Origin of the sequence: Corynebacterium sp. HMSC05E07 (genome assembly GCF_001807225.1) — a bacterium.
In the GTDB taxonomy this organism is placed as follows: Bacteria; Actinomycetota; Actinomycetes; order Mycobacteriales; family Mycobacteriaceae; genus Corynebacterium; species Corynebacterium singulare.
This window is the reverse complement of record NZ_KV788254.1, coordinates 26,499-52,796: the sequence shown is the minus strand read 5'-3', so window position 1 is coordinate 52,796 and position 26,298 is coordinate 26,499. Positions and strand designations below refer to the sequence as shown.

Sequence of the window (26,298 nt, the reverse complement as noted above, 5' to 3'; positions counted from 1 at the left end):
GTAGAGTGGTCAACCATGACTGACTCCACTTCTGCATCGTCCTCCGCATCCCGAGTCCTTTCGGGAATCCAGCCCACGGCGGATTCCTACCACCTGGGCAATTACCTCGGAGCTCTCAAGCAGTGGATTGACCTGCAGGAGAGCTACGAGGCTTTTTATTTTATCCCGGACCTGCACGCCATCACGGTGGAGCAGAACCCGGAAGAGCTGCGCCACCGCACCATTGCGGGTGCCGCACAGCTCATCGCCCTAGGCATTGACCCGGCGAAATCCACCCTTTTTGTCCAATCCCACGTGCCTGCGCATGCGGAGCTAACCTGGGTGCTGCAGTGCCTGACTGGTTTCGGTGAGGCCTCCCGCATGACCCAGTTCAAGGACAAGTCCGCCAAGCAGGGCCAGGACCGCACCACGGTGGGGCTGTTTACTTATCCTATGCTTATGGCCGCGGATATCCTTCTTTACTCCCCGCACTATGTGCCGGTGGGCGAAGATCAGCGCCAGCATCTCGAGCTCACCCGTAACCTGGCGGAGCGTTTTAACAACAAGTACGGCGAGGTCTTCCGCGTGCCGGAACCGTTCATTCCGGAAGGCTCGGCCAAGATTTATGACCTGCAGGAGCCGACCTCCAAGATGTCGAAGTCGGGCACGAACCCGAAGGGCCTGGTGAATCTTCTCGACGCTCCCAAGACCTCCGCGAAGCGCATCAAGTCCGCGGTGACCGATGACCTCGGCGTGGTGGCCTTCGACCGCGAGAAGCAGCCGGGAGTGTCCAACCTGCTGGCCATCCAGTCCGCACTGACTGGCGAGGCTATCGATGCTCTCGTGGAGAAGTACGCCGGCCAGGGCTACGGTCACCTCAAGGTGGATACTGCCGAAGCGCTGGAGGCCTTCACCACCCCGCTCAAGGCACGCTATGACGAACTCATGGAAGATCGCGGCGAGCTGGAGCGCATCCTTGCTCAGGGTGCGGAGCGAGCCACGGAGATTGCGACCCCGCTCGTGGACAAGGTCTACGAGGCGGTTGGGTTCCTCCCCGCGCGCCGCGGCTGAGTTGGTTAGCATATGAGGGACGTTTAACTAACAACATAAAAAGGGGTGTGCCTGTGGCACCAACGACACGCACTGATGAGAAGAAGACCGATGAATACGGCATCGAGCGCGCGCACGCTGATGATCCAGGTGCGGTAGATAAAGTCCGCGAGAAGTCTGGCTTTATTGACCACATCATGAAGATGCTGGACCGCTACGGCAGCCAGGGCGGCAACCAGTTTGCCGCGGGTATTACCTACTTTTCGGTTCTGGCCATCTTCCCGATTTTCATGCTCGTGGTCGCTGGCGCAGCCACGGTGCTGGCTAACCGCCCGGACCTTATGCAGCAGCTTGAGGAGCAGATTGCGAATTCCGTGTCGGGTGACCTCGGAGATTCCATCACGGAGCTGCTAAAGACGGCCATTGATCAGCGCGGTGCAATGTACGGCATTGGTGGTTTGACCACGCTGTGGTCCGGCCTGGGCTGGATGAACAACCTGCGCATCGGTATTTCCGCGATGTGGAACCAGGACCCAAATGATGCTCCGGGTAACTTCGTGACGAAGAAGCTCAGCGATCTATTCGGGCTCATTGGCCTGCTCATCGCCCTAGTTATCGCCTTCGGCGTGACGGCGGCCGGTTCCTCCGGCCTGACCCAGAAGGTCTTCGAGTGGGTAGGCATTGAGTCCTTCCCCGGGATGGATGCGGTGATTGTTCTGGCCGGTATTGTCATCGGCCTTATCGCCAACTTCCTTGTCTTCTGGTGGATGGTGGCTTTCCTGCCGCGCACCAAGGTTCCCACCAAGTCGGGCCTGAAAGGTGCGCTCATCGGCGCTGTAATCTTTGAGGTTCTCAAGCAGCTCTCTACCGTGGTCATGTCCTCGGCAGCCGGCAATCCGGCAGGTGCCGTCTTCGGCCCGGTGATCGTCCTCATGGTGGTCATGTACCTGGTCTGGCGCGTGGTCCTCTACGTGTCTGCGTGGACGGCTACCACTGAGGAATCCCTAGAGCTGCTCGAGCCGCCGGTGCCGGATCAGGCGGTTATCCACGTCCGCAACGAAATCAAGAAGGGCCCGAACACGGGCGTGACCTTGGGTGCTGGTGCTGCCCTCGGTGCAGCTGCCGCCGGTGCCGTGGCCCTGCTGCGTCGAAAGTAGGCCCGTGCTTCCCACAACGCCCGCTCCGAACCTCTACACTCACTTCACCCTGGACCCGCGTGCGACGTCGCGCGAGCTTAGCGTGCAACTCGCGGCTGCCGACGCCCACCTCGAAGGCACCGGCTTCGTCCCCGAGGACCCCGAACGACAGGAACTCGCCGTCGCCGCGCGAATTCTGACGGAACCTTCCTCCCGCGCGACCTACGATCAAGGCCTCGAACGTGGAAACCAACCCACATGGGCCCAACTGGAGGAATTTGCGGAGACCGGGCGCTGGACCACGGAGCCGGAAGCCGACTCTGCTCGTCCCATGGGTACAACCGCGAGAGGCAGCGATAGCGCCCAGCGAGCTACCCCCGGCAACCGCGTCCTCATGGCGATCATCGATTACTTCTTCGCTGCTCTGATGGTGTCCTTTATCGTGAGCGTCAGCTTTATCGATCCTGACTCGCACAGCATGTGGATCGTCAGCATTTCTAGCCTCTTCACTGTGGCCTACTATCTTTTCTTCGAGGTGTACGCCGGTGCGACGCCGGCAAAGCTCATCGGCGGCTACACCGTCCGTGATATCACGACCCACGAGAAGCTCACGTGGTCGCAGAGCATCAAACGCAACTGGTGGCGCGTTGCCTCCCTCGTGCCGCTCCTTGGCCCGCTGATTGCGTTCTTTGGAGCCCTGTACGTGGTGACCACGATTGGCCCGAAGAATGCGCTGCGTGGTCAGCACGACATCATGGCTCACGCCGAAGTAGTGAAAAAGTAGCCACCGCGATGACCAGTAGGGCAACGAGCCCTGCCACCACCCAACCGATCCAGCCCTGCGAGTCCTCGAAGGATGAGCGGGGCTGCGCCGTTTCCGGGGCCTCTGCGGGGGTCGGAGGAGCAGGGGTAGGAACTTCTGTTGTCTCCTCTGCCGCTTGAGCTGAAAATTCCTCGAGCTGTCCTACGCCTTCGCCGGGGGCGACGTCGGAGGATTCGTCGAGAAGCATCTGCGCCTGCTCCCACGCCCGGAAGCCATGTTCGACGGTGGTATCCAGAATGACCGCTTGCAGGCGCCGCCCGCCGCGATTGACCGCACCGACGAACGTGTGGTGCGCGTCCTCGGTGTAGCCCGTCTTGCCACCGATGCCATCCGGATCATTGAGAAAAAGCCCGTTGTCATTCCAGAGCTCGTATCCAGGCATGTCACCCCAACCGGGGAAGTCCACGTGTTCAGTGTCGACGATGCGCGCAAATGTGTCATTGGCAAAGGCTGCGCGGTAGATGAGTGAGATGTCCGCCGCGGAGGTCGACATTCCCGCGGCATCCAGCCCGGAATAGCTCGCTGCGACAGTTGAGCGCGTTCCAATCTCCCGGGCTTTCTCGTTCACTTTGTCCAGAGCTGCAGCGTCCCCGCCGACGGCCTGCGCTAAGGCATGCGCGGCATCGTTGCCGGACGCCATGAGCAAGCCCTCCAGCAACTGCTCCACGGTGTATTCACCATCCGGTCCAATGCCCACGGCAGAGCCTTCAACGGATGCGTCTTCCACCGTGGCCGTGATGCGCTGGTCAAGCGGTAATTCATCAATGACTACAAGTGCGAGCAGCGCCTTGATAATGGATGCAGGGCGGTATCGGCCGTTGGGATCTTTCATCGCGATGACTTCGCCGGTGTCAAGATCACTGACCATCCACGCCGAGGCAACGACGTCCTTGTTGACCCTGAAACCGCGCGGTGCGGTGACACCACATGCGGCCCCTTCCACCGCAGGCAGGGGAGTGGGGGTGGCTTGGCCGGGGGCGAGCATCTCAGAGGTCGTGTTCGGCTCACCGGGTTTGAGGGAGTGCGGGCAGGAATCGGTGTCTGGCGCGGTGGTGCGTGTGATTGATGAGGACGCGTCCGTTTCAGACTCCTCCGCGAGTGCTGGTGGGGCAGCGGTGAGTGCGAGGACTGCGAGGAGCGCGGGGACATGTTTCATGATGTGCTTAATCCTAGACCCCGCCCTAGGATGAGTCCCATGCATGACGCACCTTTAATTAGCCCCGAAAACAAAGACTCCGGCGCTGAGATTTTCGCCAGCCTGCCCAAGGTCACGCTGCTCGCACCGCTGCCAACGGATGCCTCATCCCCGGAGGAGCTGCGCGAGGCGACCCGCTCTGTTGTGCAGGCGCTTGCCGACGACCACGTGGTCTACGCCGAGCTCCGCCTCATCACCGAGGCCTTCCCCTTCACGGCTGCCGGTGCGATTGCTGCTGCTTCGGATGGCCTCGCAGTGCCGGGAATCGATGCGCGTCTTGTTGTTGACGGCGATGCCTCCGATAAGGCTGCCGGTGTTGTTCTCACCGATCTCACGAAGGCTGCTGCCCTTCGGGAAGAGTTCATCCCTTGGGAATTCGACGCGACTTCGTACGAGGATGCCGTGGACGCTGTGAAAGCGGGCGCTACCCGCCTCGTCCATGCGACGGACCTTGTGGACGATTTCAGCGCCGACCTCGACGGTGTGCGCCCAGGTAAGGCTTCGGCGTGGGTACGTGATCGCCACATCGCTCTGACGTTTGCCCCGCTTGAGGAGCTCCCTGCCGAGGAGCTTCCGGACCACCCCTTGCCGCTGCTTCAGCAGCTTGGTTTTACCTGCACTGTGGCGGGCGACAAGCTCAGCGACGTATTCCTCGCGCTCAGCGAAACCTTCGGCTACGGCCTCGAAGAGTTCTTTGACCTGACGATCAAGGCCGTTGAAAACTCCTTCGCCAGCGAGGAGGACCGCCAGCGCCTCATCGAGCAGGAAATCCTGCCGGCCTATGAGAAGCTCGCGGATCCGGAGTTTGCTGAAGACGCGGAGAGTGACGAGGAGACTGACTAGAAGCGCGAGAAGCGCTTTGTGAGCATCTCCTCCAAGCCTTTCCAGGACTCTGCGTGCTCGGTGTACGGCTTGGAGGGAACGTAACCTGCGTGCTCGGTGGAACCCAGCATGTAGCCCAGGTAATCCTGGAAGCGCGGGTTCTGCAGCATGTAGGAGTTGATGGAATCATCGCCGGACCAGTCGGCGGCATCGGCGCAGATTTCGTAGCAGCGGCTCATCTGGTCGGTGTCTACGGCCTCCGGGCCCTTCTCGATGTCACGGATGATGCCGTTGAAGGTGTACTGGTTATCCGGGTGAACGGTGACCTCCAACTCGCCAGCGTTGGCGGCGGCAACCACCTCTTCCCACGTGGAAACCTTGGCTAGGTCGTGGTCATCGTTTTCCATGATCCAGCGAACGAGCACCTTGGAGGTGGGGAAGGTAAAGATCTCGCCCCACTTGCCCAAGAACACAGGCTTGCCATCGAGGTAGGTACGCAGCGTGTAGACCGACTTTTGATTAGCGGTGATCTTGACCGGGTCAATACCAGCGGCAGCCCACGGGGAGCTGTCGTACGGATCGGCAGCAGCTGCAGCAGCCTTGCGTTCTTCTTCGGCCTTCTTGCGGGCCTCGGCCGCCGCCTCCGTCGCCGCGGAAATGCGGGTGGCGGCATCCGTCGTTGCATCCTGGCTAAAGTCTGCTGACGGAACGACCTTGACCACCTTGTCAAGGTCCTCAATAACGCCACGCCAGTTTGCGTGAATAACGCTGCCGACACCGGACCACTCGCTCATGCCCTGTTCGCCGGCGTAATGGTCTGCGCCGCGGGCCGGATTGCGCAGGATGGAGTGGGAAGCGAAGAAGATCACGGTGTGCTCTGCGGCGGAAACCTCCGCCAGTGCGCGAGCAATTTCCAGGTTGCGTGCTACCGAGGACACGTTCTCGTGGCTCGGGCGGCCAGCCAGGTACTTCGGCACTGCTACGAGGTCGTACACGTGCTTCTTCTCCGGCACGACGCGGTCTGCCGGCTGGGAGTTAAACACATCCCACTTCGGGTGGTCGAGCAAGTCATGCTTCTTGCCGGACTCGAGGAAGCAGAGCATTTCGGCTTCGGTGTGGAAGAGGAGGACGGAGTCATCATCGCCAAGAAAGGCTTGCCACTCGGAACCGTTCTGACGCCACTTCGGCGCCCACAGGGTGTAAAAATCGCCCTCAGACAGGGAGAGCTGGACGGGGACAATAGCGCGGGTGTTCATGGGGAAACAGTCTACCCTGTGGGCCTCCAGAAGCCTTTGAAAGCCATCCCCATATTGTTCGTGCGCAGTGGGCCGGTTTGAACAGGACTGCCTGCTTCCACGATCTGGCCATCGCCGGAATACATGGCCACATGCCCATCCCACACCACAAGATCGCCGGGCTGAAGGTCCTCAGCACTCACCTGCCTGCCCACCGCTTGGCTCTCGGCAGTGCGGGGAAGCTCTACCCCAGCCTGACGCCACGCCCACTGTGTAAGGCCAGAGCAGTCAAAGCTGCCGTTACCGGTTCCTCCCCAACCATAGGGCGTTCCCACCTGGGATAATGCTGCCTGTGCTGCGGCCTGCCCCTGCTCAGAACCACCCTCAGCAGCAGGTGCGCGCAGCGCGTGACGGGCCACGCTCACCTCACCGGCATCATGATCATGCCGCCCGCGCACTGAAGGGCGAACCGCACGTTGACCAATAGGCACGAGTGGTGCAGCAGCTCGAAGCAACTCGCCAGCGAGACGCTTCACACGCAGCATGGCTTTGCTCACGTACTCCATCGCTAGGGCATGCAAGGCAGAACGTGCTGCGGCTTGTGCTGCCGGATTCGGAATGAGCAACCCGAGAGCGAGTGGAATGCCTCGCTGCACTAACTCGAAACCCAACCCCACGAGATCCCGGATGGTTGCTGAAATCAAGTTCCGCGCTGAACCTAGCGTTGAGTGCACGGTGGAAATGTCCTCACTGGCCTGGCGGGCGACAGCGAAAAGCGCACTAGGATCGCCGTGTGCAATCTCAGCCAGTGGGCCCGCTGCAGTGAGATCTGGCACAGTAGGCAAGCTCACGTCGGGAAGCTGCGCGGGCTGCAGGCGCGCAATCTGCGCGATCGCTGACTCCAACATCACAGACCCCCGCACGCGCTCGCGAGGGCCTGGTCGGCGTCCTCGGCTTCACGGGCCATAAGGAAGCTAGACTCCGCGACCGCCACTGCATCGGCCCTGACCTGGGTAAGCCGTGCGGAGAGGTTCTCCACGGCGGCCGCTAGAGCACTGGTAAAGCCCTCCAAGGCAGGGTCGTTCGGCAGTTCCGGAGGGGGAGTGGGGGAGGCCTGGGAGGCGTCGACAAGCTCGTGCGCCAAGCGGCGCGCATGTTCTGTGTCAATGGAAAAGGTCGTGAAGTCAGTCATGTCCTATTAGACTGCCGAACCCGCCGATCGGTTCCCTCCCAACTCTTATACAGTGGTGGGCATGGATATCCACGTTGTAGACCACCCTCTCGCCACGTCCCGCCTCACGCTCATGCGTGATGCCCGCAGCGACAACGCAGCATTCCGCGCCGCCCTGCGCGACCTCGGCGCCATGCTCGTCTACGAGGCGGCCCGAGACCTGCCCGTCGAGCACTTCGACTGTGCTACTCCTGTCTCCACTGCAGACGGCACCCGCCTGCAGGATCCACCCATCATTGTGCCCATTATCCGCGCTGGCCTGGGCATGGTTGACCCGGCCCTGTCTATGATTCCGGATGCCCAAGTGGGCTTCATTGGTATGGCCCGTGATGAAACCACGCACCAGCCGGTCCCGTACCTAGAGGCTCTGCCGCAGGATCTCAGCGGCCGAAGCGTCTTCGTAGTGGACCCCATGCTGGCCACTGGTGGCTCGCTCCTGCACTCTCTCAAGTTGCTGGCGGACCGCGGTGCCACAGACATCACGGCGATCTGCATGGTTTCCGCGCAGCCAGGCGTTGATGCACTGGCCAACTCCGGTTTGCCGGTACGCCTTGTCACTGCGGCTATTGACCCCTCGCTCAACGATGACGCGTACATCGTTCCGGGGTTGGGTGATGCCGGTGACCGCCTGTATGGCCCGCGCAATATCGACCTCTAGGAGCGAGCCGGGCAACTCCAGACCGCTCAGTATATCTGGCAGCTGACCTGCCCGACTAACTGAACCGCATGGTCTAGTTGTAGACTCTTCCCCATAGAAAAACATGGAGGAGGACGCAGTGATCTCGGAATACGTGAGTGAGTGGTTCACAAACCACCGCGCGGAGGTCATCGCGTGGCGCCGTCATATTCACCGCCACCCGGAGACTTCCAACAACGAGGTGGAAACTACTCGTTTCCTTGCCCGTACCCTCCGCGAATACGGCCTTGAGCCGCAACTTTTTCCCGAAACGGGCCTCATGGTGGACATCGGGCCTGACACGGAGCTTGGTCGCCTCGCATTCCGTGCTGACATTGATGCGCTTCCCGTCACTGAAGTTACTGGTCTCGAATACACCTCTGAGGTACCTGGTGTCATGCATGCGTGCGGGCACGATATCCACACGACCATCGCGTTGGCCACCGCGTGTGCGTTGGCTGATTTCCACCGTGAGCACGACCTCGATTGTGGAATTCGCGTGATTTTCCAACCTGCCGAGGAAGTATGGGTGGGCGGTGCCACCGATGTCATTGAGTGGGGAGCCCTCGAGGGCGTGAACTCCATCTTTGCCGTCCACGTGGAGCCGAAACTGCGCGTCGGCCGTATTGGCGTGCGTGCAGGTGCCATTACGTCCGCGACTGACGTTGTAGAAATCAATGTCACTGGTCCGGGTGGGCACACGTCGCGCCCACACTTGTCGGCGGATGTGGTTTATGCGCTGGGTAAGCTTCTCACGGATCTGCCGGGGCTGCTCTCGCGCCGTGTTGACCCTCGTACTGGCACAGTCCTTGTGTTCGGCCAGGTCAATTCCGGCTATGCCCCGAACGCGATCCCGGAGACGGGCTCGGTATCCGGCACCATGCGCACGGCGGATATTGGAATTTGGCGTGAAATGCAGACCCTCTTCGCGGAGCTTGTGGAGCAAGTCCTTGCGCCGCTAGGGGTTGAGCATGAGTTGGTCTATCATCGCGGGGTTCCGCCTGTGCTTAACGACGACGTCTCCACCGCCCTCCTTGCTAGCGCCGCCCAGGCCATTGATCCCCAGGCTGTCGTCCAAGCCCCGCAGTCGTCGGGCGGCGAGGATTTCTCGTGGTACCTGGAAAAGGTTCCGGGTTCCATGGCCCGTCTTGGTTGTTGGTCAGGTGAAGGTGAGCAGCATGATCTCCACATGGGAGATTTGGCTCCGGATGAGCGCGCTATTGGTGTCGGTGTGAAACTCTTCGGTTCCGTGGCTGAGCAGTTTGCCAACGTGGAGGATTAGGCCCCCAACCATTACACTGTGACACGGATTTCCCAGAAATTTTATAGAAGGAGCGACAGTGTCACAGGAAGCCCCCCGCATCGTAATCATCGGCGGTGGCCCCGCAGGCTACGAGGCTGCGACCGCCGGCGCTAAGTATGGCGCGCACATTACGTTGGTTGAGGAGCAGGGCCCCGGTGGCTCCTCCGTTCTTTTGGACTGCGTTCCTTCGAAGTCCTTTATTGCCGGCGCTAATCTCCGCACTGACTTCCGCCGTGCCGATGACATGGGCCTGAACAACCAGCTCAGCTCGCTTCAGCTTAACCTGCAGGCGCTTAACGGCCGTGTGCAGGCACTGGCTGGCAACCAGTCGCAGGACGTTCGCGTGGGCCTAGAGAAGATCGGCGTCAAGGTGATCGACGGCCGTGCAGCTTTCTCTGAGGACCAGCATGGCGTTAAAGGTGCTGCTCACCGCATCGATGTGAAACACAACGATGGAACCACTGAGACCCTCGATGCGGATCTCGTTCTTGTCGCTACCGGTGCCACTCCGCGTATCCTTCCGGGTGCGCAGCCTGATGGTGAGCGCATCCTCACGTGGCAGCAGGTCTACGACCTGCAGGAGGAACCGGAGCACCTCATCGTGGTCGGTTCTGGTGTCACGGGTGCCGAGTTCGTCTCTGCTTTCGCCGAGATGGGCGTGCGCGTGACCATGGTGGCCTCCCGTGACCGCATCCTGCCGCATGATGACGCCGATGCTGCGGACGTTCTCGAGACCGTCCTGGCTGAGCGCGGCGTTGAACTGGAGAAGAACTGCCGTGTGGAGACCGTCTCCCGAACTGAGGACGGCAATGTGGTGGTCAAGACCCAGGATGGCCGTGAGATTCACGGCTCTCACGTCATCATGTCCATCGGTTCCATCCCGAACACCAAGGACCTGGGGCTTGAGCACGTCGGCGTGGCCACCACCAAGTCCGGCCACATCGAGGTTGACCGCGTATCCCGCACCAACGTCGCCGGCATCTATGCCGCCGGTGACTGCTCCGACTTGTTCCCGCTGGCCTCCGTTGCCGCGATGCAAGGCCGTATCGCTATGTACCACTCGCTGGGTGAAGGCGTGTCTCCGCTGCGTCTGAAGACCGTTGCCACCGCCGTGTTTACCCGCCCGGAGATTGCTGCCGTGGGCTTTACCCAGGCAGAGATCGAGGCTGGCGAGGTTGCTGCCCGCACCATCATGATGCCGCTGAGCACCAACCCGCGCGCCAAGATGCGCTCCCTGCAGCACGGCTTTGTCAAGCTTTTCTGCCGCGCTACGTCCGGCCGCGTCATTGGTGGCGTTGTCGTCGCCCCCACCGCTTCTGAGCTCATCCTGCCCATCGCCGTAGCAGTCACCAACCAGCTCACGGTGAACCAATTGGCGGACTCCTTCGCGGTCTACCCGTCCCTGTCCGGCACCATCACGGAAGCGGCCCGCCGCCTCGTTGCCCACGACGACTTGGAGTAGCGCGCCACACCTTCACTAGGTCTTCGAGTGTCCCGTGGTGCTTCTCTCTAGCCGGTGGCGTAGGCCGACTCTGGCGAGGTATTGAGGTCGAGGCTGACGGGTCTGCCGGCCTGCGGGAAGGCGCGCTGAGGGCACGCAGGACGTGGGCAGGCAGCGCAGCCGGGGCCGATGGGGGTGGCTTCAGACGGGGAGTGGTTCAGGGCGTCGGCGTAGACGACGCGGTCGGCCTGAGAGATATCGCAGCCAATGCCCACGACGAATTCCTTGCGCGGAGTGCCCCATGCCTGAGCCTGGCCTTGGACGAAACGCGCGATCCACAGGTAGGTGTGGTCGTCTGGCATCGAAGCCACTTGGCGCGTGATGCGGTTGGGGGTTTCGAAGGCTCGGTGCACGACCCACAGGGGGCAGGAACCGCCACTGCGCGCAAAGTGGAAGGCGGTGGAGGACTGGCGCTTAGAAATGTTGCCGGCACGGTCGGTCCGGATGAAAGAGAAGGGAACACCGCGGTGGCCGGGGCGCTGTAACGTCGATAAGCGCTGCGCCGTGGTTTCGAAACCCGTGCCAAAGGCGTTGGCGATGACGTCAATGTCATAGCGTGTCTCCTCCGCGGTGGCAAGGAACTGCGTATAGGGCATGGTGACGGCGGCAGCGAAGTACTGGGCAAGGCCGAGAGTGCCGATGGTGCGTGCTTCGGAAGTGGGGAGCTCAGCGACGAGTTCGGCGCAGTGCTCTGGGTATGCCAGCAGACAGTACTGGAGCGCCATCTCAAAGACGAGTTGGGCCTCGGAAAGGCCGGCCCGAAGGTGGAGCTCGCGGTTGTGGAAGGTGCGACGTCGCGGGGAGGGCGAGGAAAAACGCGTGGTGACCCCGAAGTCCTCTTGGAGGAGTGAGGCGAGGCGCCCCCGGCGCAGGACGCGGTCACCAAGGCGCTCCGAGAGTTCTTCAGCGGCAACGTCGAGGCTGTGGACGTAGTTGTGGGCATCGTAGAAGAAATCGCGCACGGACTCGAAGGGGCCGGTTTCGGCGGGGGTGTGGGCGGCAGCGGCAACCAGCCGGGGCAGAAGTTCAGGGAAGCGGCCGCTGAGATCGGTGAGGGTGGCTTCGGAGGCCTCGGGGAAAAGCTGGCGCAGCTCGGCAAGGGCGCGGAGGTCACGGTCGCCGGCGAAATAGGTCGGGTCCACGTCGAAGCGCTGGGTGAGCTGCATGAGGACAGTGACGGTGAGTGGGCGCTGGTCGTTCTCCAGCTGGTTGAGATAGCTCGTGGACAGGCCAAGTTGCTTGGCCATGGCCGCTTGAGTGAGCCCGCGTTCCTTGCGTAGCGCGTGGATTCTCGCCCCCGCGTAGTGCTTCGTCATGCTCCTAGTCCTTCCGAAACCCGCTCTGAACTCGCCTTTCCGCAAGTTTTGCAAGTAATGCAAATACCTGCAACAGATATACGCAGTTTACACATGTGGCGGGCCGCACGTAAGGCGAATTAATGTGATGACTATCGCACTCGAAGTAGTCGCCCAGGAGGAGAACACGTTGATTAACCACGAAGTACGGACCCACAAGTCCGCTGAGAATTTCCCCATCGAAGAACACCTCGCCCACAAGATTGCCAAGGTAGCCACCGACTCGGTCGAGGTTCCGGCCGAGACCACCGAGATGATCATTAACCGCATCATTGACAACGCCAGTGTTGCTGTGGCCTCAGCTACGCGCCGTCCCGTGACCTCGGCGCGAGTGATTGCGCAGGCCCATGAGGCGTCGGAAAGCGGCGCCACCATCTTCGGTGTTGACGGTACCTACTCCGCGGAGTGGGCTGCGCTGGCCAACGGCACCGCGGTGCGTGAGCTGGACTACCACGACACCTTCCTTGCTGCCGACTACTCACACCCGGGTGATAACATCCCGCCGATTCTCGCCGTGGCTCAGCAGAAGGGCCTGACCGGCAAGGACCTTATCCGCGGCATCGCCACCGGCTACGAAATCCAGGTCAACCTGGTCAAGGGCATCTGTCTTCACGAGTGGAAGATTGACCACGTGGCACACCTTGGCCCGTCCGTCGCAGCGGGTATCGGCACCATGCTGAACCTTGACGTGGACACCATCTACCAGGCCATCGGCCAGGCGCTGCACACCACGACCGCCACGCGCCAGTCCCGCAAGGGCCTCATTTCCTCCTGGAAGGCCTACGCCCCAGCGTTTGCCGGCAAGATGGCCATCGAAGCAGTGGACCGCTCCATGCGCGGCGAGGGTGCACCGGCCCCGATCTGGGAAGGTGAGGACGGCTTCATCGCCTGGATGCTGCACTCCCCAGAACGCACCTACACCGTTCCGCTTCCGGCGGAGGGTGAGGAAAAGCGCGCCATTTTGGATACCTACACCAAGGAGCACTCCGCCGAGTACCAGGCGCAGGCCCCGATTGATATGGCCTTCGCACTCAAGAAGACTCTGGAGGAGAAGGGACTCAAGACTGAGGACATCGAATCCATCGTCCTGCACACCTCGCACCACACCCACTACGTCATCGGCACCGGTGCTAACGACCCGCAGAAGATGGATCCGAACGCCTCCCGTGAGACGCTGGACCACTCCATCATGTACATCTTTGCCGTGGCCCTCCAGGACGGTGAGTGGGATTACGAGACCTCTTACTCCGACGAGCGCAAGCACCGCCAGGACACCATCGACCTGTGGCACAAGATTTCCACCGTCGAGGATCCGGAGTGGACCCGCCGCTACCACTCCAACAACCTGGAGGAGAAGGCTTTCGGCGGCAAGGCCGTCATCACCTTTAAGGATGGCACCGTGGTGGAGGATGAGCGCGCAGTTGCTGACGCCCACCCGCTGGGTGCTCGTCCCTTCGGCCGCGAGGAGTACATCAACAAGTTCAAGAAGCTTGCTGCCGGCAAGGTGTCGGAAGAGGAGCAGGAGCGTTTCCTCAAGGCTGTGCAGGACTTGGAGAACCTCACCGACCTTAGCGAGCTCAATGTTCGCCTCACCGATGAGGCGCTCTCTGCAGCGCCGGAGACCCCGAAGGGACTGTTCTAAATGGCTGGCCTGTTTGGTTCCACTATCAGCAATGCGGACAAGCGCAAGAACTTCCACGAATCGCTGAACGCACCAGAAATCACCACGCTGCCGGGCGCGTTTAATCCGCTCACCGCGCGTCTTATCCAGGATCTCGGTGGCTTCGGCGGCGTCTACGTCTCTGGCGCGGTGCTGGCCAATGACTTGGGCCTGCCGGACATTGGGCTGACCACGTTGACCGAGGTAGCGCAGCGCTCTGGGCACATTGCCCGGGCCACGGATTTGCCGGTGCTTGTCGACGCCGACACCGGCTTCGGCGAACCCATGTCCGCCGCCCGTACCGTCGCCGCGCTGGAGGACGCCGGCCTGGCCGGCTGCCACCTCGAAGACCAAGTCAACCCGAAGCGCTGTGGCCACCTTGATGGCAAGGAAGTGGTGCCGACGGATCTCATGGTTCGCCGCATCACCGCCGCCGTCAACGAGCGCCGCGATGAGAACTTCATCATCTGTGCCCGCACTGATGCCGCGGGCATTCACGGCATTGATGACGCTATCGAGCGCGCCAAGGCCTACGCCGATGCCGGCGCAGACCTCATCTTCACCGAGGCCCTGTACTCGCCCGAGGACTTCGAAAAGTTCCGCGCTGCTGTGGATACCCCACTGCTGGCCAACATGACGGAGTTCGGCAAGACCGAGCTGCTGTCGGCTAAGCGCATTGAAGACTTGGGCTACAACGCCGTCATCTGGCCGGTGTCCACCCTGCGCGTGGCTATGGGTGCTACCGAAGAATTCCTGCGCGACATGCAGGAAACCGGCCTGCAATCCGAGGAGTGGCTCGAGCGCATGCAGCACCGCTCCCGCCTCTACGAGCTGGTGCGCTACGACGAGTACAACGCCTTCGACCAGAGCGTGTTCACGTACTCCAAGGACAGCTACAAGCCCACTTTTGACTAATACCCCCGGCCTAGCCGACACGCTAGGCCCCCACATAAGGAGAAATACCATGTCTGAGACCCCAGAGATTCGCAAGGGCCTGTACGGCGTTGTCGTTGATGAGACCGCCATTTCCAAGGTCGTCCCGGAGACCAACTCCCTGACCTACCGCGGCTACCCGGTCCAGGAGCTGGCCCGCTACTGCTCCTTCGAGGAGGTTGCCTACCTGCTGTGGAACGGTGAGCTGCCGAGCCAGGGTGAGCTCGTGCGCTTCTCCGCCCGTGAGAAGGCACTACGCCACTTGGACCGCCACCTCATCGACCTCATTACCTCCATGCCGAAGTCCTGCCACCCGATGGACGTTCTGCGCACCGCAGTCTCCTTCATCGGCTCCCAGGATCCGGAGGAGTACACCAAGGACTCCGAGCACATCCGCCGCACCGCGCTGGAGCTCATGGCGAAGCTGCCGACCATCGTGGCGCTTGATATCCGCCGTCGTCGCGGCGAGGGCTACATTGAGCCCTCCCGTAAGAAGGGCTTTGCGGAGAACTTCCTGTGGATGGTCTTCGGTGATGAAGAAGGCTCCCCGGCTACGTCCCGCTCCGACATCGAGGCCTTTGACAAGTCCCTCATCCTCTACGCTGAGCACTCCTTCAACGCGTCCACCTTCGCTGGCCGCGTGGTGACCTCGACAATGTCGGACACCTACTCGGCTGTCACCGCTGCTATCGGTGCGCTTAAGGGCCCGCTGCACGGTGGTGCGAATGAGGCCGTGATGAAGAACTTCCTCGAGGTCGGTGACCCGGCCAAGGTTGAGGAGTGGACGCTGAACAAGCTCAAGAACAAGGAGCTCGTCATGGGCTTTGGTCACCGCGTGTACAAGAACGGTGACTCCCGTGTTCCGACCATGGAGGCTGCCTTCCGCGAGCTGGCCAAGGACCACGGCCAAGAGCAGTGGGTGGAGATGTACGAGGTCATGGCCAAGACCATGTACGAGAACACCTCCATCAAGATCCAGCCGAACCTGGATTTCCCGGCTGGCCCCGCCTACCACATCCTGGGCTTTGACATCGAGTTCTTCACCCCGATCTTCGTGATGGCCCGCATCACCGGCTGGACCGCACACATCGTGGAGCAGAACGAGAACAACTCCCTCATTCGCCCGCTGTCTGCCTACAACGGCAAGGAGCAGCGCTCCGTTCCGCCGAAGGAAATCTAGCGAAGTGAGAATAAGGCCAGCGTGCTAATCCTGTGCGCTGGTCTTTTCGCATTTCACTGACCAGGATATTCACAGGATCTGAATTTCTGTTGACCTATCTGTCGATTTTCACCCGCGTGAGACCGAAGGGCACTACCCTGAGATCTGTATCGTGCTTATCTGAAAGGATTACTCCCAGTGTCTGATACCGCCCACAAATCCTTTTCTAAGGTCTTGGTGGCCAATCGCGGTGAAATTGCCGTGCGTGCCTTCCGTGCCGCTTTTGAGGTTGGTGCCAAGACGGTCGCCATTTATCCCAAAGAGGATCGCAACTCCTTCCACCGTGCGTTCGCCAATGAGGCAGTGCGCATCGGTACCGAGGGGCAGCCGGTCAAGGCATACCTCGACATTGATGAGGTTATTCGTGCCGCTAAGAAGTCCGGTGCGGATGCAATTTACCCAGGCTATGGCTTCCTGTCGGAGCGTGCTGACTTGGCCCGCGCCTGCCGCGATAATGGCATCAAGTTCATCGGCCCAACCCCGGAAACCCTCGACCTGACCGGTGATAAGTCCGCAGCAGTGACCGCCGCCGAGGAAGCTGGGCTGCCCACATTGAAGGACTCGAAGCCGTCAACGGATGTTGAGGAGCTAGCAGAGTACGCGAAGGACTTTAACTACCCCATCTTCGTAAAGGCAGTTGCTGGTGGCGGCGGCCGCGGTATGCGCTTCATTGAGAATGAGGCAGAGCTCAAGACTAAGTGTGCGGAGGCTTCCCGTGAAGCGGAGGCTGCCTTCGGTGACGGTCACGTTTACCTTGAGACCGCAGTCATCCGTCCGCAGCACATCGAGGTGCAGATTCTGGGTGACTCGCAGGGCAACGTCATGCACCTCTATGAGCGTGACTGCTCCGTACAGCGTCGCCACCAAAAGGTTGTGGAGATAGCTCCGGCGCCGACGTTGGATCCGGAGCTGCGTGACCGCATCTGTGCGGACGCCGTGAAGTTCTGTGAGCACATCAACTACGAAGGCGCCGGTACTGTTGAGTTCCTCGTGGATGAGAAGGGCAACCACGTCTTCATCGAAATGAACCCGCGCGTGCAGGTGGAGCACACCGTGACCGAGGAGATCACGGGCGTGGACATCGTGAAGTCCCAGATGCAGATTGCGGCGGGATTCTCCTTAGAGGAGTTGGGCCTCAAGCAGGAGGAGATTCACATCAATGGTGCGGCGCTGCAATGCCGTATCACGACTGAGGATCCTTCCAACGGTTTCCGCCCGGATACCGGCACGCTGACCCAGTACCGTTCGCCGGGTGGCGCGGGCGTGCGCCTTGACGGTGCAACCGCAGTAGGTGCCGAGATTTCGCCGAACTTCGACTCCCTGTTGGTCAAGATGACCTGCCGTGGTGCCACCTTCGAGCAGTCGGTGGCTCGTGCCCAGCGCGCGCTCAACGAGTTCACTGTGGCGGGCGTGGCTACCAACATTGGCTTCCTGCGTGCTCTGCTACGCGAGCCAGACTTTGTCAACACTCGCGTTGACACGAGCTTCATCGCGGAACACGAGGACCTGTTGAAGGCCCCGCCGGCTGTTGATGAATCCGGCCGCGTCATTGACTACATCGCGGACGTGACCGTGAACAAGCCAAATGGTGAGCGCCCGACCACCTTGCGCCCCTTCGATAAGCTGCCGGATCTGGACTTTAACTCTGAGCTGCCGCGCGGTTCCCGCGATGAGTTGCTGGAGCTCGGCCCGAAGAAGTGGGCTGAAAAGATCCGCAAGCAGGACGCCCTGGCGGTTACCGATACCACCTTCCGTGATGCCCACCAGTCCCTGCTGGCTACCCGTGTGCGCGGTACCGCGCTGGTTACGGCCGCTGAGGCCGTAGCCCGCATGACCCCGGAACTGTACTCGGTGGAGGCGTGGGGCGGAGCAACGTACGACGTCGCCATGCGCTTCCTCAAGGAGGATCCGTGGGTGCGCCTCGACTTGCTGCGTGAGGCCATGCCGAACCAGAACATCCAGATGCTGCTGCGCGGCCGCAACACCGTGGGCTACTCGCCATACTCCAACGATGTCTGCACTGGCTTCGTCCAGGAAGCAGCCAAGTCCGGAGTCGATGTCTTCCGTATCTTTGACGCGCTGAACGACGTCACCCAGATGCGCCCGGCTATCGACGCTGTCCTGGAGACCAACACCACCGTGGCCGAGGTTGCCATGGCCTACTCTGGCGACATGTGCTCCCCAGATGAGAAGCTCTACACGCTGGATTACTACCTCAAGCTGGCGGAAGAGATCGTCAACACCGGCGCCCACGTCTTGGCCATCAAGGACATGGCGGGTCTGCTGCGCCCAGAGTCCGCATCCAAGCTGGTCATGGCTCTGCGCAAGGAATTTGACCTGCCGGTTCACGTGCACACGCACGACACCGCGGGTGGCCAGCTGGCGACCTACTACGCCGCGGCTCTGTCCGGCGCGGACATCGTCGATGGTGCCTCCGCACCGCTGGCAGGTACGACCTCGCAGCCGTCCCTGTCTGCCATCATCGCGGCGTTCTCTAACTCCACGCGTGATACCGGTATTTCCCTCAAGGCCGTCTCTGACCTTGAGCCTTACTGGGAGGCCGTGCGTCAGCTCTACCACCCGTTCGAGAAGGGCATTCCTGGACCGACCGGCCGTGTCTACCGCCACGAGATTCCGGGCGGCCAGCTGTCCAACCTGCGTGCGCAGGCTACCGCGCTGGGCTTGGAGGATCGCTTCGAAATCATCGAGGACACCTACGCTGCAGTGAATGAGATGCTCGGCCGCCCGACCAAGGTGACCCCGTCCTCCAAGGTGGTCGGTGACCTCGCCCTGCACCTCGTGGGCGCTGGCGTTGACCCAGCGGACTTTGAGGCCAACCCCACCAAGTACGACATCCCAGATTCCGTGATCGCCTTCCTGCGCGGTGAGCTCGGTACGCCTCCAGGTGGTTGGCCGCCTCTGCGTGACAAGGTCCTTGAAGGCCGCTCGCCGGGTGATGTCACCGTCAAGCCGGTTCCGGAAGAAGAGAAGGCACACCTGATTTCGGATGATTCTACTGAGCGCCGTGCCAGCCTGAATCGCCTGCTCTTCCCGAAGCAGTTTGAGGAGTTTAACGAGTTCCGCCGCACGTACGGCAACACCGAGGCGCTTACGGATACTATCTTCTTCTACGGGCTGGAAGAGGGTAAGGACTACATTGTCCACTACTTCCCAGAGGGCTCCAACGACCGCGCGGATCTCACTCCAATCACAGTGCGTCTCGATGCACTGGGTGAGCCAGACGAGAAGGGCATCCGCAACGTGGTGCTCAACGTCAACGGCCAGATCCGCCCGCTCAAGGTGCGTGACAACAACGTTGAGTCCACTGTTGCCACCGTGGAGAAGGCCGACCCATCCAACGAGGGACACGTGGCAGCACCGTTCGCCGGAGTGGTGAACCCGACTGCCAAGCCGGGCGACGAGGTCAAGGCCGGCGACCAGATCGCCGTCATCGAGGCCATGAAGATGGAAGCCTCCATCTCCGCCACCAAGGACGGCACCATCGAGCGCGTCGCCATTGGCGCCGCCACCAAGGTTGAGGGCGGCGACCTCATCGCCGTCATCAACTAGAAAAACCGCTGAACCCTCCTGCTGAGATAGAACATCCAAGCAGGAGGGTTTGCTGTCTGTATTTAAGGGGCCAGGTCTTGCCCAGCCAGGAACGCAAGTCCATCGACCCAATGGACGTGGCCTGTCGGCGGTGGAAATCGGTCTAGCGTGATGAGTATGCAGCGTGAGCCAGCCGGGGTATGCGCGAAAGGGGCTAATTCTCGTTCCAGCGTAGAAGGTTCTGAGGTAGCGTAAGCTACCTGCACGTAAAAAGTGTCATCACCACGAGTTGCGATGAAATCTATTTCCCCATCTGGGACTGAGCCAGTGGACACCTCATAGCCTCGGCGAAGAAGCTCGAGAAACACCATATTCTCAAGGTCGTGGCCCAGGTTGAAATCACGGGAACCAAGTACGGCATTACGTAATCCAGGATCTACGAAGTAGTACTTACCGTTGCTCCTCAGCCATTGTTTTCCCTTAGTATCACGGCTGCGGCAGCGGTATAGCAGGTGGGCGTCCTCCATCAACTCGAGGTAGCGATCGATGGTTTCAGAGGAGCTAGCGTATCCATCTGCTTGAAGAACTCCGCGGATTCGGCGGGTGGATAGTTCTGAACCAGGATTGTCGAAGATGAATTGAGCAAGCCGCAGGAACGTTGATGTATCACGGATTTGGCCACGAAGAGCGATGTCTCGGGTAAAAATTGAATCGAAAAGCGCACGATTGAAATCTGAGGCAACTCCGACATCGTTTGCCAGCACACTTGCAGGGAACCCGCCGATTCGCATCCACGCCGAAAAGTCTTCGGCCGTCGGTATCGTTGGCGATGACTTTTCACGATGGGTGAAGGAAGTGAACTCGCTTAATGACAAGGGGAGCATTCGAAGCTCTATGTAGCGGCCGGCAAGATATGTAAGGGATTCGCCAGCAAACATAGAGGCATTCGAACCAGTGAGAGTGATTTCGAGATCATCATTGAGCCTTAGCGAGTTAATGAGTCGTGCCCAGTCTTCGAGCTCTTGGACTTCGTCGACATGGAGATAGCGAAGCCCTTGGTCTAGGGCATCCTCGACGAAAGCATGAAAGGCATGCGGCTCCCGAAGCCGATCATTACGTGCGTCCTCAAAATTGATGACGAGAATGTCTTTAGCAGGCACTCCCGAGTTGAGGAGATCCTGTCGATATAGGGAAAGCAATGCGGACTTTCCGCAACGACGCACACCCGTGACTATACGCACTAGGTCGCGATCCTCGATCGCCTGCAGTTTCGCAAGATAGTCTGGACGGGGAATGAGGTCAGCCATGGTGTCGAGTATAGTCGACACTTCTAGGAAAATTTGAGAAAGTGTCGAGTATAGTCGACACCCTTTGCGGACTTGTGCTTCTAGAAACGCTTGAGCATCACGTGGGCATCGGGGCGGCCTGGGACGTAGATGTCGACGAAACCTTCAGATTCATACAGCGTGCGGGCACCGGTGTTTTCTGGCTCAATCCATAGCGATACGGCTGGAGCTTCCTGCGCCTCGGCGAGGTCGCAGGCATTGCGCAGGAGGCGTCGCCCAGCGCCCAAGCCCCTGTACCGTGATTCCACCGCAAGGAAAAGCTCGGGGATCTCCTCCGGATCCAGGTCGGTGGCCCATTGGGACTCATCGAAAGGATCTGCCTCGGGGTTTCCGGTGTAGGCAGCCCCTTTGTCTGTAGTGGTGTAATAGCGCAGCCACGCACCACCGACGGGGACGCGGTGGCTGGAGACGGCGATGACGCCGCCGTCGACGTGCGGGGACCAGTCATCGATGTACAGCCCCACATCAGGCGTGTGGAAATCCCCAATATGGGCGTCCTCGTCACCGAGGACATCGGCGAGGAAAAGGAGACGGGAGAGGTAAGTGCGGTCGTGCTCCTTGGCCAACCGCACGCCGAACTCAGAATCGTTAACGCTCATGCCTTACGAGGCTACTTGATCTCTGAAGTTAGTCACTCGCTGAGTGGTTCGAGGGGAGTTGGCGGATTCTCTATGGTCCGGAGAAGGGTACTCGTGGCGGTGGTATGGCGTGTAAGCGGCGGGTTCAGTAGCGCCTCGACCTTCAAGATCGAGCGGAAAGCATGAAGGGCCTCCCTGCGAGGTCGTGAGCTAATGCAGCTTCGTCGTCTTGATTGGCAGCACGAAGAAATGGCTCCCAACGCGGTGTTGAGAGCCATTGCGTAATCCACTGGCTATCCTGATGCGCCACTGCTGCATCCCCCAAAGTGACAAGTCAGCACCCCGGCAAGTAGTACTCAGCGGGTCAGTAACCCGGAGCAGAGCTCCACCAGGGTATCACGTCACAGAGTACTTAACAGTGCTAATCGAGGCAAGGTTTGTCACAGTTTCGTTCCGACCTCTGCCGGCAGGGAAGTATTAGCGAACTACTTGATATCCAGGATTGGCTCGCCCTTGTTGATCTGCGCGCCGGTGGACACCTTGAGGTCGGTGATGGTGCCGGACTTGTGGGCCTTGACGGGGTTTTCCATCTTCATGGCTTCGAGGACCACAACAACCTCGCCTTCCTCGACCTCTTGGCCTTCCTCGACGGCGACCTTGATGACGCTGCCTTGCATCGGCGCGGTTACGGTGTCGCCGGACACGCTTGCCGACGCCCCCTTTCCGCGACGCTTCTTCGACTTTTTGCGCTTGTTGCCACCGCCCAACAGCAAGTTGCCCGGCAGAGCCACCTCGATGCGGCGGCCGCCCACCTCGACGACGAACTTCTGAGCTGCCTCTTGTTCTTCGTCCTCGGGGGTTTCGGCGGTGTCGATGTATTCGGGAAGCTCGTTGACCCACTCTTCCTCGATCCACTTGGTGTAGACCTTGAAGTTGCCGTCCTCGGCAACGAAAGCGGGATCAGTGAGAATGGCTTGGTGGAAGGGGATAACCGTGGGCAGGCCTTCGATACGGTACTCCGACAGCGCGCGCCGGGCGCGCTGGATGGCGGTGGCGCGGTCTGGGCCCCAGACGATGAGCTTGGCCAGCATGGAATCGAACTGGCCGCCCACGACGGTGCCTTCACGCACGCCGGAATCCATGCGCACGCCCGGACCGGATGGCTCGGAGTAGCTCACGATAGTGCCCGGAGCCGGGATGAAGCCCGCGGCTGCATCCTCGCCGTTAATACGGAACTCGAAAGCATGGCCGCGTGGGGTTGGATCCTCGGAAATGGAGAGCTCGCGGCCCTCGGCGATGCGGAACTGCTCACGGACCAAGTCATAGCCGGTGGTCTCTTCGGTGACGGGATGCTCCACCTGGAGGCGAGTGTTGACCTCAAGGAAGGAGATGAGTCCGTCCGCGCCCACGAGGTACTCCACCGTACCGGCTCCGTAGTAACCGGCCTCGCGGCAGATGCGCTTGGCAGATTCGTGGATGGAGGCGCGTTGCTCGTCGGTGAGGAAAGGAGCGGGGGCTTCCTCGACGAGCTTCTGGAAACGGCGCTGCAGGGAGCAATCTCGCGTGCCCATGACAACGACGTTGCCGTGCTGGTCGGCCAAAACCTGCGCCTCGACGTGGCGGGCCTTATCGAGGTAGCGCTCGACGAAGCACTCGCCGCGGCCGAAAGCCGCGGTGGCTTCGCGGGTGGCGGACTCGTACAGGTCCGCAATTTCCTCGCGGGTGTGGGCCACCTTCATGCCGCGGCCGCCGCCGCCAAAAGCGGCCTTGATGGCAATGGGTAGGCCGTGCTCGTCGGCAAAGGCTTCGACTTCGGCGGCATCCTTGACTGGATCCGGAGTGCCAGGCGCCATGGGGGCGTCGGCACGCTCGGCAATGTGGCGCGCGGTGACCTTATCGCCGAGGTCCGCAATGGATTGCGGGGACGGGCCGATCCAGATGAGTCCGGCATCGATGACCGCTTGAGCGAACTCGGCGTTCTCGGAGAGGAAGCCGTAGCCGGGGTGGATAGCGTCGGCACCGGACTTGGAGGCGGCGTCGAGAAGCTTGGTGAAGCCGAGGTAAGACTCCGCGGAGGTCTGGCCGCCGAGCGCAAAGGCTTCATCGGCCAGTGTGACGAATGGGGCGTCGGCATCGGGCTCGGCGTAGACCGCTACAGATGCAATGCCCGCGTCGCGGGCCGCCCGGATGACGCGGACCGCAATCTCACCGCGGTTGGCCACGAGGACCTTGGTGATGTTCTTGGTTTCAACTGCCACGGCAGGAACCCTCCTCCATGATTTCTGATAGGACTGCATACTATTCTTGCACAGAAAAACATGAGGATACCCTCACATCTTGGTTTCGTGTCAAAAAATAAACCCGCACCAGCAAGGATGCGGGCTCATTTCGGCGTGTTGCTAGCGCTCAACCGGCATGCGCACCATGTTGCCCCACTCGGCCCACGAACCGTCGTAGACGCGCGGGTTGTTGAAGCCAAGCAGGTACTTGAGGACGAACCATGTGTGGGCTGCCTGGGCACCAACGTGGGAATAAAGGATGGTCTCGGTCGCTGGCTCGAGTTCACCGTAGTTGACTTTGAGCTCGCTGAGCGTGCGGAAGCAGCCGTTGGGGTAGACTGCGCGGTCCCACTCAAGATTGACAGCGCTAGGGATGTGACCGTAGGTCATCGTGGTGCCGTAGGGAGACTCGCCGTTGCCGGATTCGCGAGTGGCCTCACCGCAGAATTCCTCTGGGCTGCGGGTATCCACCAACGAGGCGGTGGACGAGCGCAGCTCATCGACGAAAACGCGGGCTGATTCATCGCGGCTAACCTCCGGGTAGGAGGAGGTGGTCGGGTCGGGGACCATGAAGGAGGTATCGCGTTCCTCGGACATCCAGGCATCGCGGCCGCCGTCGAGAAGGCGTACATCTGGGTGGCCATACAGCTCGAAGACCCACAGGGCGAACGCAGCCCACCAATTGGACTTGTCGCCGTACAGAATCACGGTGTCATCGCGTTCAATGCCCTTGGAGCGAAGGAGCTCGGCGAAGGCTTCCTCATCAATGAGGTCTCGTGTGGTGCTATCGAGCAGCTCCTTCTGGAAATTAATGCGGATAGCAGTCGGGATGTGGCCAATGTCGTAGAGGAGGGAATCCTCATCTACTTCGACGACGCGTAGGCCATTGACGCCCAGACGCGCGGACAGCCACGGGGCGGAAACGAGACGCTCGGGGTGCGCGTACTCTTGGAAAGGGGGATTCGGGTCGAATTCGGCCACGGTCCACCTGCCTTTCTCGTTGAGAGGGGGACGGTCGCCTCAACTTTAGCGCGCTTCGCTGATACGTGGTCACTCAAGAGAAACTTTTGTGGTGTTGGATACATTTATCTGGCGGTATTTTTTGAAACACAGCCACTGGTTATAACAAGAGTGCAGGTCAGGGTAGCTCCGTAGCGGGTGAGCACGCCTTTTTGGGGTGGGGGCGCTTGCTCAGCACGGTTGGCAAAGCTGGGTTATTTTAGGGGGTGACCCACAAATACCCAACGAAAGGGAAACGCTGTGCACAAGGCAATCGTCGTCTTCGAGGTCGAGGGCGGATCTGACAAGCAGTTCAACGGCCACCGCAAGGACACTATGCCCATCGTCGACAGCATTAAGGATGCTGGCTGGCACGCAGAAGTGGTTTTCTACCGCCCCGAGTGGTCTGAGAAGCTCTTCGAGTACGTCTCCGAGAACTTTGATGCCTACATCTCTCGTGTGAATCCGGGCAACATCCCGGGTGGCGAGAAGGGCTACTTCGACCTGCTCACCAAGCTCGCTGAGGCCGGTCTGGTTGGCATGTCCACCCCGCACGAGATGATGGCCTACGGCGCCAAGGATGCCTTGGTGAAGCTCAATGACACCGACCTGGTGCCGTCCGATACCGCTGCGTACTACGACGTTGAGTCTTTCCACAACACCTTCCCGACCTCCCTGTCCTACGGTGAGCGCGTTCTCAAGCAGAACCGTGGATCCACCGGCTCCGGTATTTGGCGTGTGCGCTTGGCCGATGAGAAGCTGGCCGAGTCTGTAGAGCCGGGCAGCGCACTGCCGCTCGATACCAAGCTCAAGTGCACCGAAGCTGTGGACAACCACACCGAGGAGCGCGAGCTCGGCGAGTTCATGGACTTCTGTGACCAGTACATCGTTGGTGACAACGGCATGCTCGTGGACATGCGCTTCATGCCGCGCATCGTTGAGGGCGAGATCCGTATCCTCCTCGTTGGCCCGGACCCGGTCTTCGTTGTTCACAAGAAGCCGGCTGAGGGCGGCGACGCCTTCTCTGCCACCCTGTTCTCCGGTGCGAAGTACACCTACCAGAAGCCGGAGGAATGGCAGGAGCTTGTTGACATGTTCGCGGAGGTCCGTCCGGTCATCGCCGAGAAGCTCGGCGGCGACAACATCCCGCTGATTTGGACCGCAGACTTCATGCTTGCTGATGGCGAGAATGGCGAAGATACCTACGTCCTCGGTGAGATCAACTGCTCGTGCGTTGGCTTCACCTCTGAGCTGGACATGGGCATCCAGGAGAAGGTGGCTGCTGAAGCTATCAAGCGCGTGGAGGCCAAGCACGCCTAAGCGTTATTCCATGAATCCCTCGCTTTTGCGGGGGATTTTGTCGTTTGAGGCCTCGTTGTGTGGGGCGCAATCCCCAAAGAGCCCCACTAACCGCTGACAGTGAGCCGGA

General features: G+C 60.8%; 21 protein-coding genes. 12 read left to right on the top strand and 9 right to left on the bottom strand.

Translation table 11 applies throughout. From position 1 onward, the window contains the following. Positions 1-15 precede the first annotated feature (15 nt). The 3 genes from trpS to HMPREF3149_RS09965 are packed head-to-tail and all read left to right on the top strand — an operon-like array spanning position 16 to position 2,949. A complete protein-coding gene (trpS, locus tag HMPREF3149_RS09975) occupies positions 16-1,050 on the top strand; it encodes a tryptophan--tRNA ligase (RefSeq protein WP_042529528.1) in 1,035 nt (344 codons plus the stop codon). Positions 1,051-1,103: 53 nt separating this feature from the next. Then, entirely contained in the window at positions 1,104-2,186 is a 1,083-nt protein-coding gene (locus tag HMPREF3149_RS09970; RefSeq protein ID WP_070537852.1) for a YhjD/YihY/BrkB family envelope integrity protein, read from the top strand. Positions 2,187-2,190: 4 nt separating this feature from the next. Beyond that, positions 2,191-2,949 carry an RDD family protein gene (locus HMPREF3149_RS09965; RefSeq protein WP_070537850.1) on the top strand — a complete coding sequence of 253 codons (759 nt, stop codon included), beginning with the start codon at positions 2,191-2,193 and terminating at the stop codon, positions 2,947-2,949. Here HMPREF3149_RS09965 and HMPREF3149_RS09960 read toward each other — a convergent pair. Further along, positions 2,918-4,144 (bottom strand): D-alanyl-D-alanine carboxypeptidase family protein, encoded by a 1,227-nt coding sequence (locus HMPREF3149_RS09960; protein ID WP_070537848.1) that lies wholly within the window; start codon positions 4,142-4,144, stop codon positions 2,918-2,920. The two genes, HMPREF3149_RS09965 and HMPREF3149_RS09960, sit on opposite strands and share 32 nt — an antisense overlap. A 39-nt stretch (positions 4,145-4,183) precedes the next feature. Between HMPREF3149_RS09960 and HMPREF3149_RS09955 the strand changes: the two genes are divergently transcribed. After that, positions 4,184-5,026 carry an amidohydrolase family protein gene (locus tag HMPREF3149_RS09955; RefSeq protein WP_210385441.1) on the top strand — a complete coding sequence of 281 codons (843 nt, stop codon included), beginning with the start codon at positions 4,184-4,186 and terminating at the stop codon, positions 5,024-5,026. On the opposite strand, the gene HMPREF3149_RS09950 is transcribed toward HMPREF3149_RS09955, so the two are convergent. The 3 genes from HMPREF3149_RS09950 to HMPREF3149_RS09940 are packed head-to-tail and all read right to left on the bottom strand — an operon-like array spanning position 5,023 to position 7,432. After that, positions 5,023-6,261, bottom strand: a complete 1,239-nt coding sequence (locus HMPREF3149_RS09950; RefSeq protein ID WP_070537844.1) for a hypothetical protein — start codon at positions 6,259-6,261, stop codon at positions 5,023-5,025. The two genes, HMPREF3149_RS09955 and HMPREF3149_RS09950, sit on opposite strands and share 4 nt — an antisense overlap. An 11-nt stretch (positions 6,262-6,272) precedes the next feature. After that, positions 6,273-7,148, bottom strand: a complete 876-nt coding sequence (locus HMPREF3149_RS09945) for a C40 family peptidase (protein WP_070537842.1) — start codon at positions 7,146-7,148, stop codon at positions 6,273-6,275. Then, positions 7,148-7,432: a hypothetical protein gene (locus HMPREF3149_RS09940; protein ID WP_070537840.1), complete on the bottom strand. Its 285-nt coding sequence runs from the start codon at positions 7,430-7,432 to the stop codon at positions 7,148-7,150. The genes HMPREF3149_RS09945 and HMPREF3149_RS09940 overlap by 1 nt, the downstream gene beginning before the upstream one ends. A 61-nt stretch (positions 7,433-7,493) precedes the next feature. Here HMPREF3149_RS09940 and upp point away from each other — a divergent pair, with 61 nt between their 5' ends. The 3 genes from upp (at position 7,494) to HMPREF3149_RS09925 (ending at position 10,912) form a co-directional block, all read left to right on the top strand. Beyond that, entirely contained in the window at positions 7,494-8,129 is a 636-nt protein-coding gene (gene upp, locus HMPREF3149_RS09935; protein WP_042529542.1) for a uracil phosphoribosyltransferase, read from the top strand. 118 nt (positions 8,130-8,247) lie between these two features. Then, positions 8,248-9,429: an amidohydrolase gene (locus HMPREF3149_RS09930; protein WP_070537882.1), complete on the top strand. Its 1,182-nt coding sequence runs from the start codon at positions 8,248-8,250 to the stop codon at positions 9,427-9,429. A 58-nt stretch (positions 9,430-9,487) separates the two neighbouring features. After that, positions 9,488-10,912, top strand: coding sequence for an NAD(P)H-quinone dehydrogenase (locus HMPREF3149_RS09925; RefSeq protein ID WP_070537838.1), 1,425 nt, complete (start codon positions 9,488-9,490; stop codon positions 10,910-10,912). A 47-nt stretch (positions 10,913-10,959) separates the two neighbouring features. Here HMPREF3149_RS09925 and HMPREF3149_RS09920 read toward each other — a convergent pair whose 3' ends face one another. Beyond that, positions 10,960-12,267 carry a short-chain fatty acyl-CoA regulator family protein gene (locus HMPREF3149_RS09920; RefSeq protein ID WP_070537836.1) on the bottom strand — a complete coding sequence of 436 codons (1,308 nt, stop codon included), beginning with the start codon at positions 12,265-12,267 and terminating at the stop codon, positions 10,960-10,962. A 169-nt stretch (positions 12,268-12,436) separates the two neighbouring features. Between HMPREF3149_RS09920 and HMPREF3149_RS09915 the strand changes: the two genes are divergently transcribed. From HMPREF3149_RS09915 to HMPREF3149_RS09900, 4 genes are all read left to right on the top strand, one after another. Continuing rightward, complete coding sequence (locus HMPREF3149_RS09915) at positions 12,437-13,948, top strand: MmgE/PrpD family protein (RefSeq protein WP_070537880.1); 1,512 nt, start codon at positions 12,437-12,439, stop codon at positions 13,946-13,948. Beyond that, positions 13,949-14,881, top strand: a complete 933-nt coding sequence (gene prpB, locus HMPREF3149_RS09910) for a methylisocitrate lyase (RefSeq protein WP_070537834.1) — start codon at positions 13,949-13,951, stop codon at positions 14,879-14,881. 49 nt (positions 14,882-14,930) lie between these two features. Beyond that, positions 14,931-16,079, top strand: a complete 1,149-nt coding sequence (locus HMPREF3149_RS09905) for a bifunctional 2-methylcitrate synthase/citrate synthase (protein WP_042529550.1) — start codon at positions 14,931-14,933, stop codon at positions 16,077-16,079. Between the two features lie 177 nt (positions 16,080-16,256). Next, positions 16,257-19,688, top strand: coding sequence for a pyruvate carboxylase (locus HMPREF3149_RS09900; protein WP_070537832.1), 3,432 nt, complete (start codon positions 16,257-16,259; stop codon positions 19,686-19,688). A gap of 62 nt (positions 19,689-19,750) precedes the next feature. Here the strand turns inward: HMPREF3149_RS09900 and HMPREF3149_RS09895 are convergent, their stop codons facing one another. The 4 genes from HMPREF3149_RS09895 to HMPREF3149_RS09880 all read right to left on the bottom strand — a co-directional run bounded on the left by HMPREF3149_RS09895 (position 19,751) and on the right by HMPREF3149_RS09880 (position 24,851). Continuing rightward, positions 19,751-20,974, bottom strand: a complete 1,224-nt coding sequence (locus HMPREF3149_RS09895; RefSeq protein ID WP_070537830.1) for an ATP-binding protein — start codon at positions 20,972-20,974, stop codon at positions 19,751-19,753. 80 nt (positions 20,975-21,054) lie between these two features. Continuing rightward, entirely contained in the window at positions 21,055-21,612 is a 558-nt protein-coding gene (locus HMPREF3149_RS09890; RefSeq protein WP_070537828.1) for a GNAT family N-acetyltransferase, read from the bottom strand. Positions 21,613-22,076: 464 nt separating this feature from the next. After that, positions 22,077-23,849, bottom strand: coding sequence for an ATP-binding protein (locus HMPREF3149_RS09885; protein WP_070537826.1), 1,773 nt, complete (start codon positions 23,847-23,849; stop codon positions 22,077-22,079). Positions 23,850-23,990: 141 nt separating this feature from the next. Continuing rightward, positions 23,991-24,851: a sulfurtransferase gene (locus tag HMPREF3149_RS09880; protein WP_042529557.1), complete on the bottom strand. Its 861-nt coding sequence runs from the start codon at positions 24,849-24,851 to the stop codon at positions 23,991-23,993. A gap of 279 nt (positions 24,852-25,130) precedes the next feature. Between HMPREF3149_RS09880 and HMPREF3149_RS09875 the strand changes: the two genes are divergently transcribed. Further along, positions 25,131-26,189 carry a Cj0069 family protein gene (locus tag HMPREF3149_RS09875; protein ID WP_042529559.1) on the top strand — a complete coding sequence of 353 codons (1,059 nt, stop codon included), beginning with the start codon at positions 25,131-25,133 and terminating at the stop codon, positions 26,187-26,189. The last annotated feature ends 109 nt before the right edge of the window (positions 26,190-26,298 follow it).

Bases quoted from the DNA above. Each gene is read 5' to 3' on its own strand.
- trpS (WP_042529528.1), top strand. From the start codon at position 16: ATGACTGACTCCACTTCTGCATCGTCCTCCGCATCCCGAGTCCTTTCG.
- HMPREF3149_RS09960 (WP_070537848.1), bottom strand. From the start codon at position 4,144: ATGAAACATGTCCCCGCGCTCCTCGCAGTCCTCGCACTCACCGCTGCC.
- HMPREF3149_RS09955 (WP_210385441.1), top strand. From the start codon at position 4,184: ATGCATGACGCACCTTTAATTAGCCCCGAAAACAAAGACTCCGGCGCT.
- HMPREF3149_RS09950 (WP_070537844.1), bottom strand. From the start codon at position 6,261: ATGAACACCCGCGCTATTGTCCCCGTCCAGCTCTCCCTGTCTGAGGGC.
- HMPREF3149_RS09945 (WP_070537842.1), bottom strand. From the start codon at position 7,148: ATGTTGGAGTCAGCGATCGCGCAGATTGCGCGCCTGCAGCCCGCGCAG.
- HMPREF3149_RS09940 (WP_070537840.1), bottom strand. From the start codon at position 7,432: ATGACTGACTTCACGACCTTTTCCATTGACACAGAACATGCGCGCCGC.
- upp (WP_042529542.1), top strand. From the start codon at position 7,494: ATGGATATCCACGTTGTAGACCACCCTCTCGCCACGTCCCGCCTCACG.
- HMPREF3149_RS09920 (WP_070537836.1), bottom strand. From the start codon at position 12,267: ATGACGAAGCACTACGCGGGGGCGAGAATCCACGCGCTACGCAAGGAA.
- prpB (WP_070537834.1), top strand. From the start codon at position 13,949: ATGGCTGGCCTGTTTGGTTCCACTATCAGCAATGCGGACAAGCGCAAG.
- HMPREF3149_RS09905 (WP_042529550.1), top strand. From the start codon at position 14,931: ATGTCTGAGACCCCAGAGATTCGCAAGGGCCTGTACGGCGTTGTCGTT.
- HMPREF3149_RS09895 (WP_070537830.1), bottom strand. From the start codon at position 20,974: ATGGCTGACCTCATTCCCCGTCCAGACTATCTTGCGAAACTGCAGGCG.
- HMPREF3149_RS09890 (WP_070537828.1), bottom strand. From the start codon at position 21,612: ATGAGCGTTAACGATTCTGAGTTCGGCGTGCGGTTGGCCAAGGAGCAC.